At 32.3% G+C, this 21,478-nt stretch carries 24 protein-coding genes; 8 read left to right on the forward strand and 16 right to left on the reverse strand.

Going from position 1 to position 21,478, the window contains the following annotated elements; all coding sequences use genetic code 11:
* Positions 1-23: 23 nt before the first annotated feature.
* On the reverse strand, positions 24-581 hold the full coding sequence (locus tag LIX58_RS02495) for a tyrosine-type recombinase/integrase (protein ID WP_126564994.1): 558 nt from the start codon (positions 579-581) through the stop codon (positions 24-26).
* Between the two features lie 146 nt (positions 582-727).
* On the opposite strand from LIX58_RS02495, the gene LIX58_RS02500 reads away from it, so the two are divergent.
* From LIX58_RS02500 to sarA, 5 genes are all read left to right on the forward strand, one after another.
* Positions 728-934, forward strand: coding sequence for a hypothetical protein (locus tag LIX58_RS02500; protein ID WP_126564993.1), 207 nt, complete (start codon positions 728-730; stop codon positions 932-934).
* A 67-nt stretch (positions 935-1,001) separates the two neighbouring features.
* On the forward strand, positions 1,002-1,226 hold the full coding sequence (locus LIX58_RS02505) for a DUF2922 domain-containing protein (protein ID WP_126564992.1): 225 nt from the start codon (positions 1,002-1,004) through the stop codon (positions 1,224-1,226).
* Between the two features lie 204 nt (positions 1,227-1,430).
* On the forward strand, positions 1,431-2,357 hold the full coding sequence (locus LIX58_RS02510; RefSeq protein WP_126564991.1) for a DMT family transporter: 927 nt from the start codon (positions 1,431-1,433) through the stop codon (positions 2,355-2,357).
* Positions 2,358-2,506: 149 nt separating this feature from the next.
* The gene (locus LIX58_RS02515; RefSeq protein ID WP_154836463.1) at positions 2,507-3,445 is read left to right on the forward strand and encodes an HlyD family efflux transporter periplasmic adaptor subunit; all 939 of its coding nucleotides are present in this window, start codon (positions 2,507-2,509) and stop codon (positions 3,443-3,445) included.
* Positions 3,446-3,766: 321 nt separating this feature from the next.
* Positions 3,767-4,141, forward strand: a complete 375-nt coding sequence (gene sarA, locus LIX58_RS02520; protein WP_103297334.1) for a global transcriptional regulator SarA — start codon at positions 3,767-3,769, stop codon at positions 4,139-4,141.
* A 155-nt stretch (positions 4,142-4,296) separates the two neighbouring features.
* Here sarA and LIX58_RS02525 read toward each other — a convergent pair whose 3' ends face one another.
* The 15 genes from LIX58_RS02525 to adhP form a co-directional block, all read right to left on the reverse strand.
* Positions 4,297-5,106, reverse strand: coding sequence for an alpha/beta fold hydrolase (locus LIX58_RS02525; RefSeq protein ID WP_126564989.1), 810 nt, complete (start codon positions 5,104-5,106; stop codon positions 4,297-4,299).
* Positions 5,107-5,267: 161 nt separating this feature from the next.
* Positions 5,268-5,984: a hypothetical protein gene (locus tag LIX58_RS02530; RefSeq protein ID WP_226386041.1), complete on the reverse strand. Its 717-nt coding sequence runs from the start codon at positions 5,982-5,984 to the stop codon at positions 5,268-5,270.
* A 300-nt stretch (positions 5,985-6,284) separates the two neighbouring features.
* Positions 6,285-6,791, reverse strand: a complete 507-nt coding sequence (locus LIX58_RS02535) for an SA0570 family protein (RefSeq protein WP_126564987.1) — start codon at positions 6,789-6,791, stop codon at positions 6,285-6,287.
* A gap of 154 nt (positions 6,792-6,945) precedes the next feature.
* The gene (locus LIX58_RS02540; protein WP_126564986.1) at positions 6,946-7,740 is read right to left on the reverse strand and encodes an alpha/beta fold hydrolase; all 795 of its coding nucleotides are present in this window, start codon (positions 7,738-7,740) and stop codon (positions 6,946-6,948) included.
* A gap of 1 nt (position 7,741) precedes the next feature.
* Entirely contained in the window at positions 7,742-8,446 is a 705-nt protein-coding gene (locus LIX58_RS02545) for an HAD family hydrolase (RefSeq protein WP_126564985.1), read from the reverse strand.
* Positions 8,447-8,500: 54 nt separating this feature from the next.
* A complete protein-coding gene (locus tag LIX58_RS02550; protein ID WP_126564984.1) occupies positions 8,501-9,457 on the reverse strand; it encodes a FecCD family ABC transporter permease in 957 nt (318 codons plus the stop codon).
* Positions 9,458-9,571: 114 nt separating this feature from the next.
* Entirely contained in the window at positions 9,572-10,507 is a 936-nt protein-coding gene (locus tag LIX58_RS02555) for an ABC transporter substrate-binding protein (protein WP_186805164.1), read from the reverse strand.
* 200 nt (positions 10,508-10,707) lie between these two features.
* On the reverse strand, positions 10,708-11,202 hold the full coding sequence (locus LIX58_RS02560) for a DUF805 domain-containing protein (protein ID WP_126564982.1): 495 nt from the start codon (positions 11,200-11,202) through the stop codon (positions 10,708-10,710).
* A 69-nt stretch (positions 11,203-11,271) separates the two neighbouring features.
* The gene (locus LIX58_RS02565) at positions 11,272-12,036 is read right to left on the reverse strand and encodes a MerR family transcriptional regulator (RefSeq protein ID WP_126564981.1); all 765 of its coding nucleotides are present in this window, start codon (positions 12,034-12,036) and stop codon (positions 11,272-11,274) included.
* Positions 12,037-12,126: 90 nt separating this feature from the next.
* Complete coding sequence (locus tag LIX58_RS02570) at positions 12,127-12,768, reverse strand: endonuclease III domain-containing protein (protein WP_126564980.1); 642 nt, start codon at positions 12,766-12,768, stop codon at positions 12,127-12,129.
* 97 nt (positions 12,769-12,865) lie between these two features.
* Positions 12,866-14,527 carry an arginine--tRNA ligase gene (gene argS / locus LIX58_RS02575; RefSeq protein WP_126564979.1) on the reverse strand — a complete coding sequence of 554 codons (1,662 nt, stop codon included), beginning with the start codon at positions 14,525-14,527 and terminating at the stop codon, positions 12,866-12,868.
* Positions 14,527-14,940, reverse strand: coding sequence for a DUF1934 domain-containing protein (locus LIX58_RS02580; RefSeq protein WP_168210205.1), 414 nt, complete (start codon positions 14,938-14,940; stop codon positions 14,527-14,529). The genes argS and LIX58_RS02580 overlap by 1 nt, the downstream gene beginning before the upstream one ends.
* A gap of 372 nt (positions 14,941-15,312) precedes the next feature.
* Positions 15,313-16,470, reverse strand: a complete 1,158-nt coding sequence (locus tag LIX58_RS02585) for an alpha/beta hydrolase (protein WP_168210204.1) — start codon at positions 16,468-16,470, stop codon at positions 15,313-15,315.
* Between the two features lie 70 nt (positions 16,471-16,540).
* Entirely contained in the window at positions 16,541-17,062 is a 522-nt protein-coding gene (locus LIX58_RS02590) for a VOC family protein (RefSeq protein ID WP_226386042.1), read from the reverse strand.
* 212 nt (positions 17,063-17,274) lie between these two features.
* The gene (adhP, locus tag LIX58_RS02595) at positions 17,275-18,285 is read right to left on the reverse strand and encodes an alcohol dehydrogenase AdhP (RefSeq protein WP_226386043.1); all 1,011 of its coding nucleotides are present in this window, start codon (positions 18,283-18,285) and stop codon (positions 17,275-17,277) included.
* Between the two features lie 303 nt (positions 18,286-18,588).
* Here adhP and larA point away from each other — a divergent pair, with 303 nt between their 5' ends.
* Genes larA through larB form a run of 3 tightly spaced genes read left to right on the forward strand, consistent with a single transcriptional unit; the run spans position 18,589 to position 21,468 of the window.
* Complete coding sequence (gene larA, locus LIX58_RS02600; protein WP_126564974.1) at positions 18,589-19,851, forward strand: nickel-dependent lactate racemase; 1,263 nt, start codon at positions 18,589-18,591, stop codon at positions 19,849-19,851.
* An 18-nt stretch (positions 19,852-19,869) separates the two neighbouring features.
* Positions 19,870-20,697 carry an ATP-dependent sacrificial sulfur transferase LarE gene (larE, locus tag LIX58_RS02605; protein ID WP_168210203.1) on the forward strand — a complete coding sequence of 276 codons (828 nt, stop codon included), beginning with the start codon at positions 19,870-19,872 and terminating at the stop codon, positions 20,695-20,697.
* 12 nt (positions 20,698-20,709) lie between these two features.
* Positions 20,710-21,468, forward strand: a complete 759-nt coding sequence (gene larB / locus LIX58_RS02610; RefSeq protein ID WP_126564973.1) for a nickel pincer cofactor biosynthesis protein LarB — start codon at positions 20,710-20,712, stop codon at positions 21,466-21,468.
* Positions 21,469-21,478 lie beyond the last annotated feature (10 nt).

Genomic DNA, 21,478 nt, shown 5'->3' on the forward strand with positions numbered 1-21,478 from the left:
AAATACCTCCTTTATTAATAGTATTATAAGTTCAAAGCAATGATAGTATGATGCTCTTCTTTAGATGACAGTCCTATAAATTTCACTGTTTCTTGTGTCGTTTGATGACCTAAATACTTTTGTATGATTGCAATAGAAATACCCGATTTATAAGCATGATAAGCAAATGTTTTACGTAATGTTGTTAAACCAATATGTAACAAACCTAATTCTTCTGCCGCGTGATGAATAATTCGGTAAGCTTGTTGCCTCGATAACTCTTTATGTGTACGCAACGATTGGAATAAAAGTTGATCACAAGTGAGTTGATTAGCTTCAATATAAGCTTTCACTTCAGAGCGTAAATCATCTGGTAACATAATTTTAATGGATGGCGCACATTGTTGAATCCATGATGAAATAATATCCTCATCTTCTCGCTTTAAAACCTCTTCCACTTTGAGATTTAATAAATCCATTAATCGAATACCTGTATGTATAGCTAATTTAAATAGCAGATAATCTCTATCGGATTTTGCTTTTAACACTTGATACATTCTTTTAATATCTTCTTTATTTCTAATAGGTTCAACTTGATTCATTTGTTCACCTCTTATCGTTTAGGTTTCTTATTTAATGATAAATGATATTTTAGTAACATTAAACCTTTTTGCCTATTTTTTTTATTTTAGGGTGTCTCTTTTTTCAAAAAGATTCGATATATAAAGTGAAAGGAGGTGAAACAATCATGAATGAAGTATCTCAATTAACTGTTGTTTGTACGCATATTTATCACGACGAAAATGGTAAAGCGAAAGAAACAAAACGTCGCTTTACCAATTTAAACACTAGCGCTACTGAATCAGACATTAAAGCATTCACCGATATCATTTCTAATTTAATCGGAGAAGTCTTTGATAAAGTCGAAGTAGTTAAAACACAAGTTGTAGCCTAATCAAAAATATTTGAATATCGCTAAAACTCACGTGGAACATTAATCATTTAATAAGGAGGTATGTAGCATGTCTAAAACATTAGAGCTCATATTTAAAACGAATTTAAACAAATCTGCTAAATTACAATTCCCCAATATTGGCGTCACTTCTGTCACTGAGGCTAGTGCTCAAAATGCCATGGAAAATATCCTAAAATTAAATATTTTAAAACCTACCACTGGCACACCTATCAAACCCGCTTCTGCTCAAATCGTAGACAAAACAACGACTGTTATTTTCGAAACAAAATAATTAAGTTACATTTTATAAATTCATAACACTTAACTACATAGCTCAAGGTCGCTTTTAAATTTTAAAATAACGACTTTGGGCTATTTATATTGTTATTATGAGTAGTGTCAAGGCATCCCAAGTGTTCCTACTGCTTTTGAAAATTCAATAGTAAATAAGTATAATAATAATGTTTCATAAAAATAGAAAGTTGAGGGAGCAAACATGATATTTTTATTTATTCTCGGTATCGTGGCAGGAATGATGGTCCCTATTCAAACTTCCATTAATTCTCGTTTAGGTAGATATACTGAATCATCTTTTTATGCTTCTACCATTTCATTTTTCGTCGGTACTATATTTTTATTCATATTAAACGTAATATTTAATACCCAAATGTTTACGACTTCATTCTACGCTGGACACTCTTTTAACTATCATTGGTGGGTCGGCGGTCTATTAGGTGTCTGTTTCTTAACAGGTAACTTATTATTGTTACCTCGTTTAGGGGCTGCTTTGACTGTGGTTATGACGGTAGCTGGTCAAATTATTATGGGAGTCATCATCGATACATTCGGTTTATTAGGTGCAAGTCACCACGCATTCACGTTTTTTAAAGGTGTCGGCATTGTTATTTTATTTTTCGGTATTTTGTTAATGAATTATATACCTAAAAGTAAACTTGAAGATAAAGTAAACCCTACCTTTTATTTATGGCTTGTAGCTGGTTTTATCTTTGGTTTTGCACCTCCCTTGCAAACGACAATTAATAGTGGTCTTTCTCAACAAATGGGTTCTTCTTTATTTGCGTCACTGGTTTCATTTTCAGTGGGAACGTTAGCACTATTCATTCTGACGTTAATCTTTAACCGTAGCTTGAAAATTAAGACGGTTCAACCCAACATTGGTAAAATCAAACCTGTTTACTTTATTGGCGGTATTTTAGGTGTGGTATTTGTGACCTCAAATATTATATTAATGCCATTTTTAGGCGCTGCTTTAACCACAATTATTGCGATGCTTGGGCAAATGTTAATGGGCGTAATTATCGATCATTTTGGCTTAGGTGTACCTAAGAATCGTATTACTTTGCGTAAATTAATCGGCTTAACTGCTATTGCTATCGGCATTATTTTGTTACGTCTTTTCTAATTTTTAAACAAAAAATCAATATTTACTATATACGAAATCTTCTTAATGAATAATTGAGAAGATTTTTTTATTTACCATTATTTAGTAGCTATATCTAGGGGTTTCATGGGGTATAATTGAAACATAACAACTTAATAGAGGTGACCTATTTGAAAAAACTTTTTACTCCCCTATCTATTTTATCCACTATCCTTCTCCTTCTTATCATTAGCTTTGGGTACTATATTTATACGAAAGTGCCTAAAGAGCCAAATCTTTCTAAATTAGAAACGATAGAGGCAAAACCTCAAACCACACTTACTTTTAGTGGCATTCAACAAGCTGAACAATCTTTCACCTTATACTTCACTCCTAAATTAGGTACTATTTCTGATATTTTAGTGAAAAATGAAGGAACCATTACCCCACATACACCCTTACTCGAATACTACAATCCCAACATTGAAAAATTAATTGCAACTAAAAAGAAAACATTATCCTCTTTACAACAACCTCAAACAAACACTAAAACACTCCCTTTACAACAATATGAATTAACTAATCAAATTCAAGAGTTACAAAGTCGTCTTCGTACTCAAGTATTTTCTCCTATTAAAGGCAAAGTCACGCTACTCAATGAGTTTCCTTCCAAACCTCTTACTAAAATGATGGTTATTAATAGTGATAGACGTATGATTCGTGCTATAGTAAGTGAATCTCAACTCAAACAATTAAAAGTTAAACAAAATGTCAATGTAACCTCGAACCATTCGAAATTATTTACTGGAAATATTCGTTATATCTCCCCTGTCCCTTCTAAAATAACTAAGAAAGATTCTTTCTATCGTGTTGATATTTCTTCAGATGATCAATACCCGATTGGACGACATTTTGATATAGACATTGGTAGCGCATATTTTGAATTACCAAAATCCGTGATTTATAAAGACCATTTTATTTTGATTACACACAATAAAAAAATTATTAAAAGAAGTATTAAATATATTAAAAGTCAAAAAAGTGGGTATATTATGGCATCCGATGGAATAAATATTGGAGAAAAAATTATTGTGCACCCTACGTCATCACTTTTAAAAAACGATAAGTGATATTTTTTATAACTTAATATTCAGACAATTTTTTATTTAATAGAGAGTAACAATAATTGTCCATAATTAATTGGTTATAAAAATTTGCTTGTTTTTCTAAACAAAGTATTAAATAATCAAAATATTGTTTTATTAAGTAGTTTTTCGTTTACTTCTTAATTTTATTTAGTTATAATTAACTAAATAATATAGCATTAAATTAATTTATCAAAATTTATTTAATCTAAATTATTAAAAGTATTTTAACGATTAAATGACGTCATATATAGATTTAACGGGCGCACTCATTATAGAGAGGATATTAGTTGGGGAGGTTTCCATATGGCTATTTCAAAAATAAACGATTGTTTTGAATTATTAGCGATGATTACTTACGCTGATAAATTAAAAAGTATTATCAAAAAAGAATTCTCAATTAGCTTTGAAGAATTCGCGGTTTTAACTTATATTAGTCAAAGCAAAGAAGACGAATATTATTTGAAAGATATTATTAATCACTTAAACTATAAACAACCACAAGTAGTTAAAGCTGTTAAAAACTTATCTCAAGAAGATTATTTCGATAAAAAACGTAACGAGCATGATGAAAGAACTGTTTTAATTCTTGTAAATGCAACACAACGTAAAAAAATTGATGACTTATTAAATAAAGTAAACAATCGTATAGAAGAAGCTAACAAAGAAACAGATTTATAAATTCTTTATGACTTCATAAAAAATTGTCCGCATAATGATGTGGGCTTTTTTTATGTCCAATTTTCTAAGATACTGACTTATTTAAATTTTCCATAAAAAATAAACTATACCCAATGGTGTCAGATTGGTATAGTTTATTGAAATATAAATAAGTATTAATCATTCTGTTGTGTCATATGCTCTACATTTTTTAAAAAGTTTAAATAGATAGAGAGAAATTTATCTGCCTCTTCTACATAAGGTGCATGTCCTGAATCTTCAAATAAAACTTTCTCCACATGTTGGAATCGCTCTTCTAATTTGTAATGTTCTTTATCAGCAATAATGGGGTCATAACGACCATTAATAATAAGTGTTGGGACTTTGACAGAACGCTTAAACTCTCTGTTTACGCTGACTGTATCTAAAAGCGCTCGACTAGCTACCGCACTATCTTCAGAACATTGTTTACTATATAAGCGTTGGCGTTGAAACCACTTCATTGCTTCTTCACGTTCTTTATAAATATAAGGAAATAATAACAATAGCGCTTCAGATTTATTAAATCCAGCGATTTCATCTTGGTGCTCAATCATTAATTTCGTAAAACCATGAACGATATCTTCTGCTTTTGAAGAAATAATTGTTAGTGATAAAACTTTATCTTCGTGTTTCTCAGTAAACTCTCTGGCGATAATACCTCCCATATCATGTCCTAAAATATGTGCGTGTTGAATATCAAGTTTAGTCATTAAAATATATAAATCTTTAACGTGATCCACTAAATTATATGAATTAGGATGAGAAGATTTACCATGTCCTCTAACATCATAAGTAATCACTTTATATTGATTTTGCAGTTGTTGTTTTAATATATGAAACGCAGCTAAATTACCATCTAAACCATGAATTAAAATAATGGGAAGACCTTGCCCTTCTTCTTGATAAGCTATCTTCGTTCGGTTTAACGTTTCGATCTTCTTCATATTGGCACCTCCCTTATTTGTTACTATACCCAATTCAATAAAATTTACGCTATGAATGTAAATACCATTAATTTATTTTTTATAAAATAAAATTAAAAATAAATTTTAAAAAAACTCAAGTACTATCATATGTTGATAGCACTTGAGTAATAATCATCCTATTAAACTTTTGTTCTTGAAGAGAGTCGCACAGTATAAAATACTACTAATACTACAATAAGTATCCAAATAATTAATGAGGCGATTTGAGCAATTTCTGGTTTTGTTAAAACCGCATCTACTGTTTTTTGACAAAATAATAAACCAATGCCAGTGTATTCTAATTTTTTGATGAATAATCCAGTTAAGCTAAAAATAATACCTACAAAAAAGACAAATTGATGACTATAAATAGTAATGGGAACGATGCCCCAAGTGATATTAAATGCACGCATAATGATTAATATCAGTGCAGTAACCGCAATCACATATCCAATCATAATTTCAAATCGATTGCTATAAAGATATTTTTTCCTATCTATTCGGATATTTATAAAAATAGTGATAGGCAGTATAACAATACAATAAAAAATTGAAATTGCTGTTGCTGCTTGAAACGGTACATATTGTTTATCATATAAATAAGAAATTAAGATGAAATTCATAATAAAAAAGATGACTGGATTCAATTGTAAACCAAAAAGATTACGTTGAATGATTAAAATAATTTGTGCAGGTGATTTACCTCTATATTCCAAATAATCTTGATCTTTTGTTTCAGACTTTTTTAAATCTGTACGTAAATTTTCTTTAATATCATCAATTAAATTAAGGGCCATGCCTTTATGGCTAAAATAATCGTTAATATTTTCAAGTAACACTTTATCGTTAGTTCTCATGAGTTACTCCTTTGTTAGACTGCTAGTAATTTTGTTACTGAATAAAAAATAAGATCCAATTTTCTCTATCTCAATAATCATTGAATGATTCAATTAAGAATTTTATCATACATTTGTGCAATTTTCTTGTATATATCAAGTTCATTTAGATGTAATTGTATGAAATATCGTTATAAGGCAAATGTGATTTATATACGTCAAAAGCGACAAATCCTACATTATTTAGTAGAAATTGTCGCTTTAATCTATTACAAATATTTAATTCTGAAGTATTCTTATAAATACTATGCGTGATGTTTATTATTGAGCAACATCAATACGGTATAATTTTAAAACTTTATCTTTTGGACCATTTGAACCAAATTGATAGCTTGTATTGCCTTTTTGAATGTAACCAAAGTTACCACTTACTTTATTGTATTGAGCACGTGTAATCGCATTTTGACCAACGCTTTGTTTAACTTGATTATAAGTTGGGCCATTTGCTGCATTATAAGTCATAGAAATTCTAGTTACATAGCCTTGGTTTTGTTTACCTTTAGCTGTTACTACAATTAAACCTTTAGCAGTACGATATTCGTAATAACCTTCGTTAGTGTTTGGATTTTTAGAATAGATCGGAGTACCATATTTATTATTTACATTTTTAATTGATTCACCAAGTGTGATATTCTCTAATGTTCTTTGTCCTTGAGTTAATTGTTGAACTGTTTGAATTGAATTTCCGCTAGCTGCTTCAGCATGATTAACGCCTACTCCTGTCATTACTAGTCCTGAAACTAAAAATGCCGCTACTAATTTTTTCATAAGCACTCTCTCTCCTTTATCTCATTCTTATCTTGTGCTTACTTATAGTATACCCCAATTATTACTAAAATAACACTACTATTACAAAAATATTACAGATTTTTTCATTTTTTGTAACAACCTCGTTATTACATTATATAAATTAGGCAATTTTTTAGCGTTTAGGCATATTTTCCTTAATAAAAGGTGTCGCCTCTTCAACAAACTTTTCTAGTTCTTCTTCAAAAGGATACAGGCTTGAATCGGTAAATACATCAAAACGTGCATTACCTATTAAATCTGCTACTTCTTTTGATTCAATTGTAGTAATACGTTCACCATATTCACTTGCAATAATAAATGTTGGTTTTGTTACATGTTCAAATACTTCGCTAATACCTTCTTGTTTAAACACATCTTCAACCGCTTGCGTTTCTTCTTTTGTAGAAATTGCATTCGTGTCTTCAACATGTTTTAAAAATTTATTCATTTTACGTGGTTTATAATATCGACGTTTTTCTAAGAATTTATCTTGTTTTACTTCATCCCAGTTACGTATTTTGTGCGCATATTTTCTAAATAAGCGTTCTTCTGGTAACTCTCCCTCAATTGAAGTTGGTGTCACTAATATTAAAGAAGAAACATAATCTTTGTAACGATTTGCTAAATCAGCCACAATATTAGCGCCCATTTCATGTCCAATAAATGCTGCCTCATCTATATATAAATAATCTAATAATAGAATAATGTCATCTGCAAATTCATTAAATTTAATTTGTCTAGGTTTATCTGAATACCCATGCCCTCTTAAATCCACTAATACTACTTGAAATGATTTTGCGAGTTCTTTTGCTACATTTTGAAAAATTGAAGCATTCTCGTATGCAGTATGTACTAATACTACCGGGTAACCTTCTCCCATCGTATTATAGTTTAGAGAAAGTCCTCCTCTTCTAGTAAATAAATCCATCTTAGTTATCTCCTTTCTGTGTTATATCAATCGGTAAGATAGATAATAATTCTTCAACTGTTGTAATAATATAATCTACCTCTTCTTCAAGAGGTTCTAGATCATCATCGTCATGTTTAAACCATACACTTACCATACCCATTGCACGGGCTGGCGCAACATCATTTAACGCATCATCGCCTACATACATAATTTCTTCTGGCAAAACGTCTAATTGATCAATCATATCTTCGAATATACGCGGATGTGGCTTGCGATATCCTACTGTTTCTGAAGTAGATAAATAATTGATAACATGACCTACACCTAAAGAGTGTAAGCGAAATTGCTTGATTTTCGATTTCCCGTTTGCGATGACACCTAACAAATAGTTACTTTCAGATAGCTTTTCCAATGTATAAAGTGTGTCATAGTATGGAAAGACATAACGGTAAAAGTGCATTTCAAAATCATGAAATAAATCTTTCCAAGTTAATCTATCTATATGAAACTGTTTAATAATCGCTTTGTATAAATCAGGTTTATCATTATCTTCATCATCGTCTAATTCGATAAATTTCTTTTTAAAGTCAGCAAGTTGAACATGTACGAAATAATCATGAAAACGTTCAAACTGTTCTTCGATAAATTTGTCTCTAGACTTTGTTCTATCTAATAAAGTACCTTCTAAGTCAAAGACAACTGCTTTTATATGACTTAAATCCATTCTTATTTTTCCTCTTCAATATAATAGTATTCTTATTTTAGCAAATCACGTCAGCTAACGTAATACTTTGGACTGGGAAATTAAAATATAAAATAAAGTTGGGATGCCGATTAATGCTAAAATAATGCTTGCTGGAATTTGTACTGGATTGATAATGATACTTCCTATCCAATCGGCAAATAACATCATCGTCGCTCCAATTAAAATATTAAGAATCATTTGCATTCCTATGGTGTAGCCCGAGTAGTATCGGCGTATAAGTTGAGGTATAACCATACCTATAAATCCGATGACACCCACATACGCGACAGCAATAGCAGTCATAATTGAAGCCAGTGTAAGCACGATAAACGTGACACGCTGAACATTTAAACCAAGAGATTGACCCTTTAATTCGCCTAGTTGCAACAACTTAATAGAGGATATCATCCCGAATAATATGATTACGCTAGGTATTGCCACAACACTAATATATATCATTTCTTTCGTTTCAGCCGCTGCAAAACCACCAAAGAAATAATTGGCAATTTGATTCATCTGACTCGGTTTAATTAATACTAATATATATAATAAAGCATTAAACAACGCCCCAATCATTAAGCCTGTCACAATTAATATTTTAACGGGATAACCTTTAGAAACGATAGTCGCAACCATTAAAACGATGATTAAGGTAAAGAGACTAAACCCTATTGAAAATATAGGGAGCCAAATAAATGAAAGCCCTAAAAATAATGCTAATCCTGAGCCAAATGTAGCACCGCTCGCTAATCCAAGCGTGAAACTATCAGCAAGAGGATTATTCAATACAATTTGAAACATTTGCCCTGCCAACGTTAAAATCGCCCCAGTAATAAGCGCCTCAAACGTCCTAGGAATTCTAACTTTATATAAAATAGTTTGATTAAATGAATCATTTAGCGATCCTAATTCCCAACATAAGCTTAAACTCGTTATGACACATAAACACATAATCCAAATCATAAATGTAACGTAAATTTTCTTTGTCATAATCTCCACTCTGTTATATGTTTTATATAATGTTCATTATAACTAATATTTAAAAAGTGATGTAGCTCATTGGTACATTGAACTACACCACTTTAATACACTAGTATTCAGTATTTAACGTTTATAAATAGCGTTTCTTAATTCTTTTAATCCCTCATCAATGCGAGGACCTGGTCGAGAAATTTCATCGCCATTTACAGTTTCAACACGTTCATTTTTAATCGCATTAATTTGGCTGAAACCATCGCGTTGCTTAATAATTTTATAATAATCTGCTTTAGAAATACCTTCTGTTGAAATTAAAATATCAGGATTTTTCTTGATAATACTTTCTTTATCTACAGCTTTCCAACCTTTTATATTTGAAAAGCTATTTTCAGCGCCTAACTTTTCAAGCATATCATTAAAAATTGTATCTTTACCGGCTGTATAAATTTCAGGTTTAGAAGATACTTCCATAAAGACGCTTTGTGTTTTATTATGTCTCGGAACCGACTTAATCACCTTATCAACGTTTCGTTTTGTTTCATCAACTAAGTCATTAGCTTCTTTTTCACGTCCAGTGACTTTACCGATTTGCTTAAATGTGTCATATGTTTGATCAAGTGATTGTGCATCCTTAACATAAACCACTTTTATTCCACTATTTGCTACACTATCTAGAATTTTTTTAGAAGTTCCTTTTTGGGATTCATGGGCAAGAATTAAATCGGGTTTTGCTTTAAGTAATGCTTCTTTATTTAAGTTCATTGCATTAAACTGTTTTTTCCCTTTTTTAACATCTTTAGGATAATCATCTACAGTTGATACACCTACAATATTTTTCCCTAATCCTAACTCATACAAAATTTCTGTGTTACTTGGCATTAGGGAAATGATGCGCTTATATGATTTGTCATTCTTTTTACCATCTTTAGAAGATGTTTGTTCCGTTGATTTATCTGCTTGTTGACTTTGTTTATTACCTTCTTTATGTTGATTGCTTTGACCACATGCTGCTAAAACAACCATCAATGCTAGAAGTATAAACCATACCTTACTATTCTTCATCGAGATATTAAACCTTCCCTTCCTATTTCTATGTATATATTCATCATACCAAATTATTTTTCTAATTAAATTAAAGTTTTAATATTTTATTGTGTAACTTTATATTATTGTTTGTTTTACTTATTTTTTTCCGAAAAGAAAGCATAATAAAGACACCGATGACTTCTTATTGTAGAAATCATCGGTGTCACTTCAATCAATTATTCTCCTTTAGGATTCGGGCCATACTTATTCATACTCGGCTCACTATCTGTCGCACAATATACTACTGCAATAATTAAAAGAATTAATAAAGCTATTGAAATAGCTACAGATATAATACTTACGATGACAAGGCCTATCCCTACAGAATAGCTATCCATGGAATAACCCACATAATCGTCAGTCAACATTCGTATGTTTTGTAACAACATAACGATAAATAAAATGAGTGGGATTGTCATCGTACGACCAACGTCGTGAAAGCGACGCACAGACATTGTGAATACTCCTATAAAGATAACTAAATCCACAATGTTGTAAATTGTTTCAAACAATCTTTTTGCACCAAAACTCCAAGATAATAAATCACAAATTAGGCTTAAAGCAATTAAAATAAGAGTAGTATCTAAAATTGCATACCAATAATGACGTCGTCTTGTACGTCCATGAATGTTAAAATAATTCTTCCAAAATAATTGAAATGCTTCAACCATTGCTTAAACTCCTTTAAAATGTGTTTTAATATTTTTATCATCACACATTTTAGGAGTTATGCAAATAATTTATTGAAGATACGCTTGAATTGCATCTGCAATAAATTGATTTAGGCTATCATTACGCCCTCTATTAATATTTTTCGCAAAGCGTTCATCACTTTGATAAAGGTGTGCCATACATTCTAAAAATTCATTATCTGCATTAGGTACTTGCATGCGTAAAATATCTTGTAATTCTTTGATATGTTGATAGACATGCTCTTCATTAGCATGATGCCCATTGTCTAAGAAATTATTCATTTCGTCGAAGAATTGATTAAATTGATGGCTTACTTCTTTATCATTACGCTGATTATCCGTTTTATTTAATGTATTACGCTGTGCTTTAAATGCTTGATAATATTTCGTATCACCATATTTCATTTCTGCTTCTTTATCATATTGTTGTTGAATATCATAATCATTAAATTTATCCATATTAATCTCCTCATTTTCATCATTTTTAAGATGATGGTCTAAATAGTTAATCATTTTATTAAGTTGATTGCGTTTTTGCACAAGCCGACTGACATTTTCTTCTAAAATTTTATTTTTTTCGGAAATACTTTTATCAAAATAGCTTTGAATATCTTCAAGCGATAAATTCAGTTGTCTTAAAAATAAAATGGTTTGAAGTTTGGCAATATCTTGCGTTGAATAGTACCGATAGCCATTGTCTGTAACAAGACTCGGGATGAGTAATTTAATTTCATGATAATAATGTAAAGTGCGCGTGCTAATATCTGTGATTTGGCTTATTTCTTTAGGGGTAAAATAATCTTTTTTCTTCATTGTTGTTATACCACCTTAACGTTTAATCTTTTCTGACTAACTTATATTCATCATCTATAAAGGAGTATGCGCTATAACGTAACGTTAAGGTCAACCTTTTTCTACAAAATATTTATCTAAAAATGTATATCGTTCTTCACCTTTTCCATTAAAATAATTTTTCCCAAAATTATCCAATAACGCATGAAATTCATTCGCCTCTTGATTTGTAAAATGAGAAGGTAAAGTAATTTGTTTTTTAAATTTATCGTAACTTTCTGTATGGGTGTAACCTAACTTACTATACAAACGTCTCGTATAACTATCAGGAATAAACTCGACACCTTCAAATATGTAGACGAGTAAAACGTCAGCTGTTTCGCTACCGATGCCTCGAATTTTTAGTAATTCTTTTCTCAAGTTATCACCGTAAATTTGAGCAATTTTTTCATAATTAAATTTAAATTGATTTAACCATTGAAATAAAGCGTGAATGGCTTTTGCTTTATTTTTATAAAAGCCACTAGAACGGATAATTTCTTGTAGCTCTTCTAAGGGGAGAGCAAGAATTTTTTGAGGTTCAAATTGTGTTTCTTCACTTAACCGTAGTAATGCCATATCTGCATTTTTCCAGTTTGTATTCTGTACAAGAATTGCCCCAAGCATCATTTCCTCTGGCGTTTCTGCCGGCCACCAGCCTTGTGGACCCATGTGATTTAATAGTTCTTTATAAAGTGTCTCTGTACTAAGCATCTCTATTTCCACTCCATTCATCACATAATGATACCCTCATAAATCAAAATTTATGAGGGTATAACAAAAATATTTAAAGTAATTTACTTCTATATAATTACATAGATTCTGGTGCTGAAACACCTACTAATGCTAAGGCATTGTGTAATGTAATTTTAACTGCTTCAATTAACGCCACATGAGCTTTTGTTTTTTCTGCATCGTCTGTTAATACTTTTTCAGCATTATAGAATTTGTGGAATGCAGAAGCTAAATCTTGAATATAATTTGTTAAACGATGTGGTGCACGACTTTCTGCTGCACTTTCAATTGTTGGTTCAAATTCAGCAACTTTCTTCAATAAGTCAATTGCTTTTTCATTAGTGATTGTTGAAAAGTCTGCATCAGTTGTAACTTCGACCCCTTGTTCTTTCGCTTGTTTCAAGATTGAACAAATACGTGCATGCGCATATTGTGCATAGTAAATAGGGTTATCTTGTGATTGTTCTTTCGCAAGTTCTAAATCAAAATCGAAGTGTGAATCTGGACTACGCATTGTTAAGAAGTAACGTGCAGCATCAATACCTACTTCATCCATGATTTCACGCAATGTAATCGCATTACCCGTACGTTTACTCATTTTAACTTCTTCGCCGTTCTGCATTAAACGTACCATTTGCATAATTTGAACTTCAAGACGATCACTATCTACCCCAAATGTTTCAAGGCTTGCTTTAATACGATTAATATAACCGTGATGATCCGCACCCATTAAGTCAATTAAGATATCATTGCCACGATTAATTTTGTTATAGTGATATGCCGTATCTGGTGTGAAGTAAGTATAGTTACCATCTTTCTTAATTAATACACGGTCTTTATCATCTTTAAAGTCTGACGTACGTAACCAAGTCGCACCATCTGCTTCATATGTGTAACCTAATTCCTTCATTTTAGCTAACGTTTTATCAATGGCACCATTTTCATATAATGATGTTTCACTGAACCAATTATCAAAATGAACATTAAAGTCAGCTAAATCTTTCTTTAATTTATCCATTTCATAATCAACGCCTAATTGTCTAAATGTTTTAAGACGTTCTTCATCAGAGTAATCTTTCATTTCAGGATGTTTATCTGCTAAATCTTTACCGATTTCAATAATATCTTTACCATTGTAACCATCTGCTGGCATTTCGTGACTAGTGTCACCAAGTGCTTCAAAGAAACGTGTTTCAATTGAACGTGCTAAGTTAGTAATTTGATTACCAGCATCATTAATATAATATTCACGTGTTACATCATAGCCAGCAGCATTTAAAATGTTTGCTAAAGAATCACCTACAGCCGCATTTCTAGCATGACCGATGTGTAAATCACCAGTTGGGTTAGCTGACACATACTCTAGTAAGATTTTTTTATTTTTAGGTTCTTCTGCATAGCCAAATTGATTCCCTTTATTGATAGCCTCTGGAATAACTGCAGTTAAATAATGATTATCTAAGTAGAAGTTAATGAACCCAGGGCCTGCGATGTCTACTTTTTTAACATTCGCTTTACTTGTATCTAAATTATCAACAATCGCTTGAGCAATCTCACGTGGGTTACGTTTAGCGATTTTAGTTAATACCATCGCAATGTTAGTTGAATAGTCTCCATTTTTAGTGTCTTTTGGAATTTCAACTTTAATTTCAGGAATATCTTCAGCAAGTTCAGCTTTTTTAATACTTGTTTCGATCTCTTGTACTAACGTATTTTTTACTTGTTCAATAATATTCATTAGCCTATCTCCTTGTAATTAATTTCATATTGATAAGAACCCATTTTTTCATCATTTTGATGTAACTCATATTGAATTTTCAACTTCCCGCCATTGTCATTAACGAAGTGAAGAATACTACGTGTTTTTACTGTTAATGGAATACGCCCAGCTGGGATATCATAAAGCGTTGTAGTTTCTTGACCTTCGACAAAGTGGAGATTCATGTTAATATCACCTTTACGTATTAACTTTACACCACTTTCTTCAATTTTAATCGTCACATTAACAACCGCTTCTTCAATTTGTTCTTGGTAGCGAATGTAATCTGCATTCTTTTTTTGCCAAGATCCTTGTGCTACAAACTCAAATTTTTGTTTCTCACCATTCTGTTTTAAGACTTGTTTCGTTTGAATGTTTATATTCTTATCCAACGTTTGACTCACCTTAATTTCTAAATAATACAAATCATTATAGCATAGATTGAGTAGTGCTTGTAGTTGATAGATATAGGTTATTAGCGCATTTTAAAGAAATTTAAATTAGCACTTTATTAAACTGTAAATCTTGAACGATAAATGTCTTAATAGTGACTAGAATCATATTGTGTAAATATCAATTACCTCGTAGAGATTCATTTTAGCGTAAAGAAGCATTGCATAAATTGGTAATTAATTTCCGTTCATATCATGCGCAATTGGAACTTTACTCATTTCCTATGTAATCGTAATAAAAAATAAGTAACATTTAGCCACACCAAAAACCCCCTCATTAAGGCAATAATGAGGGGATTAGTATATAAATAGCTACTTATTTTCTTTAATAAATTGTTCAATCTCATTCCAAGCTTGATGCGATTCTGGTAACCATGGCGTTAAAATATAAAATGTATGGAACATACCTGCATAAGTAATTAATTTAGCATGGCCTCCATCTTGATTAACTTTGTGTGCGACTATCTTACTATCACTCAATAACATTTCATCTTTACCTGTTTGAATAAGCATAGGCGGCATATTATTATAGTGACCGTAAGCTGGTGAAACATATGGATTTTTTAGTTCATTTTTAGATGCATAAGGTACTTTAATATCTGTTGTTGCTTTTGTGGGTGCTTGATTCGATCCGAATATCACATCTTTATGGAAATTTTCTCTATAAGATTTGCCCTGAGCAGCTAAGTCAGTCCAAGGAGAAGAAAGAATCAACATGCGCGGTAAGTTTTTTCCTTCATTTTCCAATTTAAGTGTTAAAGCTAATGCTAAGCCACCGCCGGCAGAATCTCCTGCCACAATAATATCTTTAGAGTGGTAACCGTGATGTAGTAGCCAATTATATCCAGATATAGCATCTTCAAGTGCAGCTGGATATTGATGCTTAGGCGCTACTCTATAATCAATTGAAAAAACAGGTGCACCATGCGCTGCTTTCGAATAATTAACCGCTGCTTTATTATACATATCATCGAAACCATTGACGTAACCACCGCCGTGAATTTGATAAACAATTTTATTATTATGAGTACTCTTGTTTTTCTGTAAGAGATACCCGTCCACTTTGCCTACCGATACTTTTTCATTGTTATATCCTTTAGGTGGTCGCCAATTCTTCCAATTATACGAGTTATTCTGCGCTTCATTATTACTTTGACTATGATTACCTAAATCTCTTGTTAATACTCTTAACGTACCAGCTACTAAATTCCCTTGAAAAGAAACATCATGTCTTACGCGTCCAACAAATGTCAATATTACCAATAAAGCTATTACACCAGTAACACCAAGTACACTTTTCCATCCTGTTAACCATTTAAAATAGAAATTAGCACATGTAACAACGAGTAATATTCCCCACAGCATATAAGCCCAACTATGCATATCTAAAATATAAAACAGCAATAATGCTGTACTGAAAGCAATGAGAATAAGTAAGTTTAACCCAATTATTTTGAATATATGTTTCATGAACATAACTTCCTTTATACCAGTTATATCAGTATTTCAGAATTATTTAGTTATCAATACACTATAGTAATCATTCTCCTGGAATGAACACTTTAGCTTCACTATCATCTGGATAGTAATAACCGTTTGGTATAGATTGAAGCTCAATTAAAGCGTTAAAAGGGGCTTTAAGGTAAACGCTCTTACTGCCTTTTGAGTCTTCATATGTTGAGTTACCGTGCGTTTCTGATAAAGGTTCAGCACCTACACGTCTAGCATCTTCTAGAACACCTTCAATGCCATCCACCATTAATGAGATATGATTAAACCCTGAATCCTCTAATTTAAGTGGACCTTTCTGATTGTTACTTTCTACTTCAAACATTTCTATATTTGGACCATTTCCAATTACAATCATTCTTTGACGAACGATTCTAGCCCCTTTCGATAAACCTAACATACGTTCAACTTCCGCGCCCTCTCGCGGTTCATCTTTGTATGTTAAGGCATCGTATGCAATTTTCGCACCAAATGCTTCTTTTAAAAATCTTGTAGCTTCTTCAATATCTAAAACTGTTAAACCAATATGATTAATTCCTTTAATATTATTCATGAACCTCTCCCTTTCTTCTTTCATAATTCATTTATCCTAAATGATTACAAATAAAAAAAGGGAGTGAGACAGAAATTAAAATAAATTTCGTCGTCATTCCCAGCTTTCTTTAAGCGCATTTTCAAATCAGTCAGCTATTGCCAATATATCAGCAAAGGCTGAGACACTTTAATTTTGTCTCAGCCTCTTCCAAATTTTACTTCACTTTGAAATTAAAACTTAATCACCATACGTCCAGTAATTGTTCCTTGTTCCATTTCTTCAAAGATTTCATTGATTTCTTCTAATTCACGAGTTTGAACTTTTGGTACAACTTTTCCTTCTGCTGCAAATTGGAAAGCTTCTTTCAAGTCTTGTCGTGTACCTACTAATGAACCAATGACTTCAATGCCATCTAAAACTAAACGCGGAATTTCTAAATCCATTTTTTCCACTGGTAAACCAACCGCTACAACACGTGCACCTGCTTTAACCACATCTACTGCTTGATTAAACGGTGTTTTAGCGACTGAAGTTACAACGGTAGCATCTAATCCCTTATTATCTGTAGCTTTGTTGACTTCTTCAACGGCATCTTGATTTTGTGTATTAATTACTACATCTGCACCTAGTTCTTTAGCGAAATTTAATTTATCATCATTGATATCAAACGCTACCACTTTAGCATTAAATACATTTTTGGCATATTGAAGCGCTAAGTTACCTAAACCTCCTACGCCAAAGATACCAATCCATTGACCTGGTCTAATATTACTTACTTTTACCGCTTTATATGTTGTGACACCAGCACATGTAATTGATGAAGCTGCTGCTGGATCTAAATCTTCAGGAACTTTAACTGCATAATCCACTGTGACAATGACTTGCTCTGCCATTGCACCATCAACTGTATAACCAGCATTTTTAACGTCACGACATAGTGTTTCACGTCCTGTAGTACAATATTCGCAATGCCCGCAACTTTCAAACATCCAAGCGATGGACACGCGGTCCCCTACTTTAAGTGATTTTACATCTTCGGCTACTTCAACTACTCGGCCAATCCCTTCATGACCTAATACGCGTCCTGTAACATCACCGAAATCTGCATTTTTAACATGTAAGTCTGTGTGACATACACCACAATATTCTGTCTGAACTAAAGCTTCACCAGGTTCTAATTGACGTAATTCTTTGTTCTCAACACTTACTTTATGATCTTGAGTTACTACTGCTGCTTTCATGGTAAACCACTCCCTGTTCAAATATAATTTTTGTGTATCTTTACAACTAAGTATATTATATGTAATCGCTTACAAATATGGGAATATTTCAACTTTATAATATTTGGATTTACAATTTTTGTTTTGATAGAGTTAAAACAAAATTCAGGTAGTCAATTGTACTGCCTAGCCTAATAAATGGATTTACCTAATCACTTTGTCCATTAATACAGAGTTATTAAATATGATATAATTTGAATTGTAAGAAATATATCATTTCGTAGTTATTATGCGTTATCAGCATGATTTATGGAGGGAAGAACTATGAAAACGCACGTCCTATATGGTAAATCTGAAGTTGAAGTTAATGTGCCTGCTGACAGCACGGTTATTGAACCTCAAAGTATTGATGCACTTGAAGATTATACTTCAGCTATAAAAGAAGTTTTAAGAAATCCTACAGGTTCTAAACCTTTAAAAGATATGGTTAAAAGTGACGATATTGTTTCAATTGTGATTAGTGATATTACACGCCCTACACCTAACCACATTTTAGTTCCTTTGCTAATTGAAGAATTAAATCACGTCCCACGTGAAAATTTCGTTATTATCAATGGAACAGGTACGCATCGTGATCAAACACGTGACGAACTTATTCAAATGTTAGGTGAATATATCGTTGATAGTGTAAAAATTGTTCACAATCATTGTCATGAAAAAGAAAGCTTAGTTAAAGTGGGCCATAGTAAATATGGTTGCGATGCTTATTTAAATAAAGACTATGTGGAATCTGACTTTAAAATTGTGACTGGATTCATTGAACCTCACTTTTTCGCAGGTTTCTCAGGTGGTCCTAAAGGCATCATGCCTGGAATCGCTGGTATAGAAACAATTAAAACATTCCACAATGCTAAGATGATTGGCGACCCACGTTCGACTTGGGGTAATTTAGAAGATAATCCTGTTCAAGACATGGCACGTGAGGTTAATCGCATGTGTAAACCTGACTTCTTATTAAACGTAGCTTTAAACAAAGATAAAAAAATCACTGCTGCCTTTGGTGGTGAAGTGTTTGAAGCCCACAAAGAAGGTTGTGCTTACGTTAAAGAACACGCTATGTTTAAATGTGATGATCGTTTTGATATCGTGATCGCTTCAAATTCAGGTTACCCTCTAGACCAAAACTTATATCAAACAGTTAAAGGTATGAGCGCAGCTAGTAAAGTTGTTAAGGAAAATGGAACAATTATCATGGTATCTGAATGTGCAGATGGATTCCCAGACCATGGTAAATTCGCTGAAATATTCAAAATGGCGGATACACCGCAAGGTATTTTAGACCTTATTCATGATCCTAACTTTTCAGAAGTAGACCAATGGCAAGTTCAAAAACAAGCAAGCATTCAAACATTCGCAAATGTCTATGTCTATTCACAACTAACAGATCAACAATTAAAAGATTCAATGTTGAATCCTACTTCAAATATCGAAGAAACGATTGCTGAATTAGAAGAACAAGCAGGACGTAAATTGAGCATCGGAGTTATGCCACAAGGGCCTTTAACAATTCCATATGTAGAAGAATAATTGAAAGGAATGATAAACATGACTGAATTAAACAATAAAGAGTTAAAATTAGACACATTATTAAAGGATATGAAAAGCGTTGTAATCGCCTTTTCAGGAGGTGTAGACAGCAGTCTAGTTCTTAAAAAAGCAATTGATGTATTAGGCACTGAAAATGTTAAACCCGTTGTTGTGAAATCTGAACTTTTCAGAAATGAAGAATTTAACCAAGCAATTGAATTAGGTCGTAATCTAGGTGTTGAAGTAATGGAAGCTGAGATGGCTGAACTAGAAGATGAAAACATCGTGAAGAATACGCCGGAAAGCTGGTACTATAGTAAACGTTTAATGTATGGCAAATTAGACGAAATCAAAGATGAATTAGGTTTCAATTATGTATTAGATGGTATGATTATGGATGATTTAGAAGATTTCCGTCCAGGTTTAAAAGCACGCGAAGAATTTGGCGTTCGCAGCGTTTTACAAGAAGCAAATTTATATAAAACTGAAGTGCGCGAATTAAGCCAACAACTTGGTTTACCAGTATGGAACAAACCTGCATTATGTAGCTTAGCGTCACGTATTCCTTATGGCGAAGAATTAAGCTTCACTAAAGTTAACAAAGTAAATGAAGCTGAAAAATATATCCTAAGCTTAGGAGTAAATAATGTACGTGTACGTTACCACCATAATATTGCACGTATTGAAGTAGCGGAAGATGATTTAATGACAGTGATTAACAATAATTCAAATATCACATTACGTTTAAAAGAACTTGGTTTCGATTATGTCACTGTAGATTTAGAAGGTTACAGAACAGGTAGCATGAACGAAGTGATAGATACAGATACAACTAAACTAGTATAAGGAAGTATACACATGAGTAAAGATTCTAACTTTATTGAAGACTTGCTCGAAAGCGTTAAATCGAATCAAATATCCATTGATGAAGCTAAAGCCCAACTCAGTCATTATGACGAATTGGGCTTTGCTAAAATTGATTTACATAGAGCAAAGCGCCAAGGCTTTCCTGAAGTCATCTTCGGTCAAGGAAAGACGAAAGAACAAATAGACCAGATTATTACAAGTTTACTTCACCATGAAACTACTATACTCGCTACACGTGTAAATGAAGCTAAAGCATCACACATTTTAGAACACCATCCTGAATTAGAATATCATCCTAAAGCGCAAATAATATGTACACCCATTGAGACGATTAAAAAATCAAATCACTATATCTCAATATTATGTGCTGGTACATCTGACTTTCCTATTGCTGAAGAAGCTGCTATTACCGCTGAAGTTATGGGTATACAGGTGAAACGTTTTTATGATGTCGGGGTCTCTGGTATTCATCGTTTATTTGAACAAATTCAAGAGATTCGTTGTGGTAAAGTTTCGATAGTGATAGCGGGAATGGAAGGCGCACTTGCAAGTGTAGTTGGTGGACTAGTAGATCATCCAGTCTATGCCGTTCCTACAAGCGTAGGTTATGGCGCAAACTTAAATGGTGTCACTACCCTATTATCAATGGTTAATTCATGTGCTCCAGGCACTAGTGTTCTCAATATAGATAATGGTTTTGGAGCTGGCTATAACGCCGCAATGATTATTAATATGCTAGAAAATAAATAGAATGGAGTTA

The sequence above is a fragment of the Staphylococcus sp. Marseille-Q1834 genome (assembly GCF_916858875.1).
Taxonomy (GTDB): Bacteria; Bacillota; Bacilli; order Staphylococcales; family Staphylococcaceae; genus Staphylococcus; species Staphylococcus pragensis.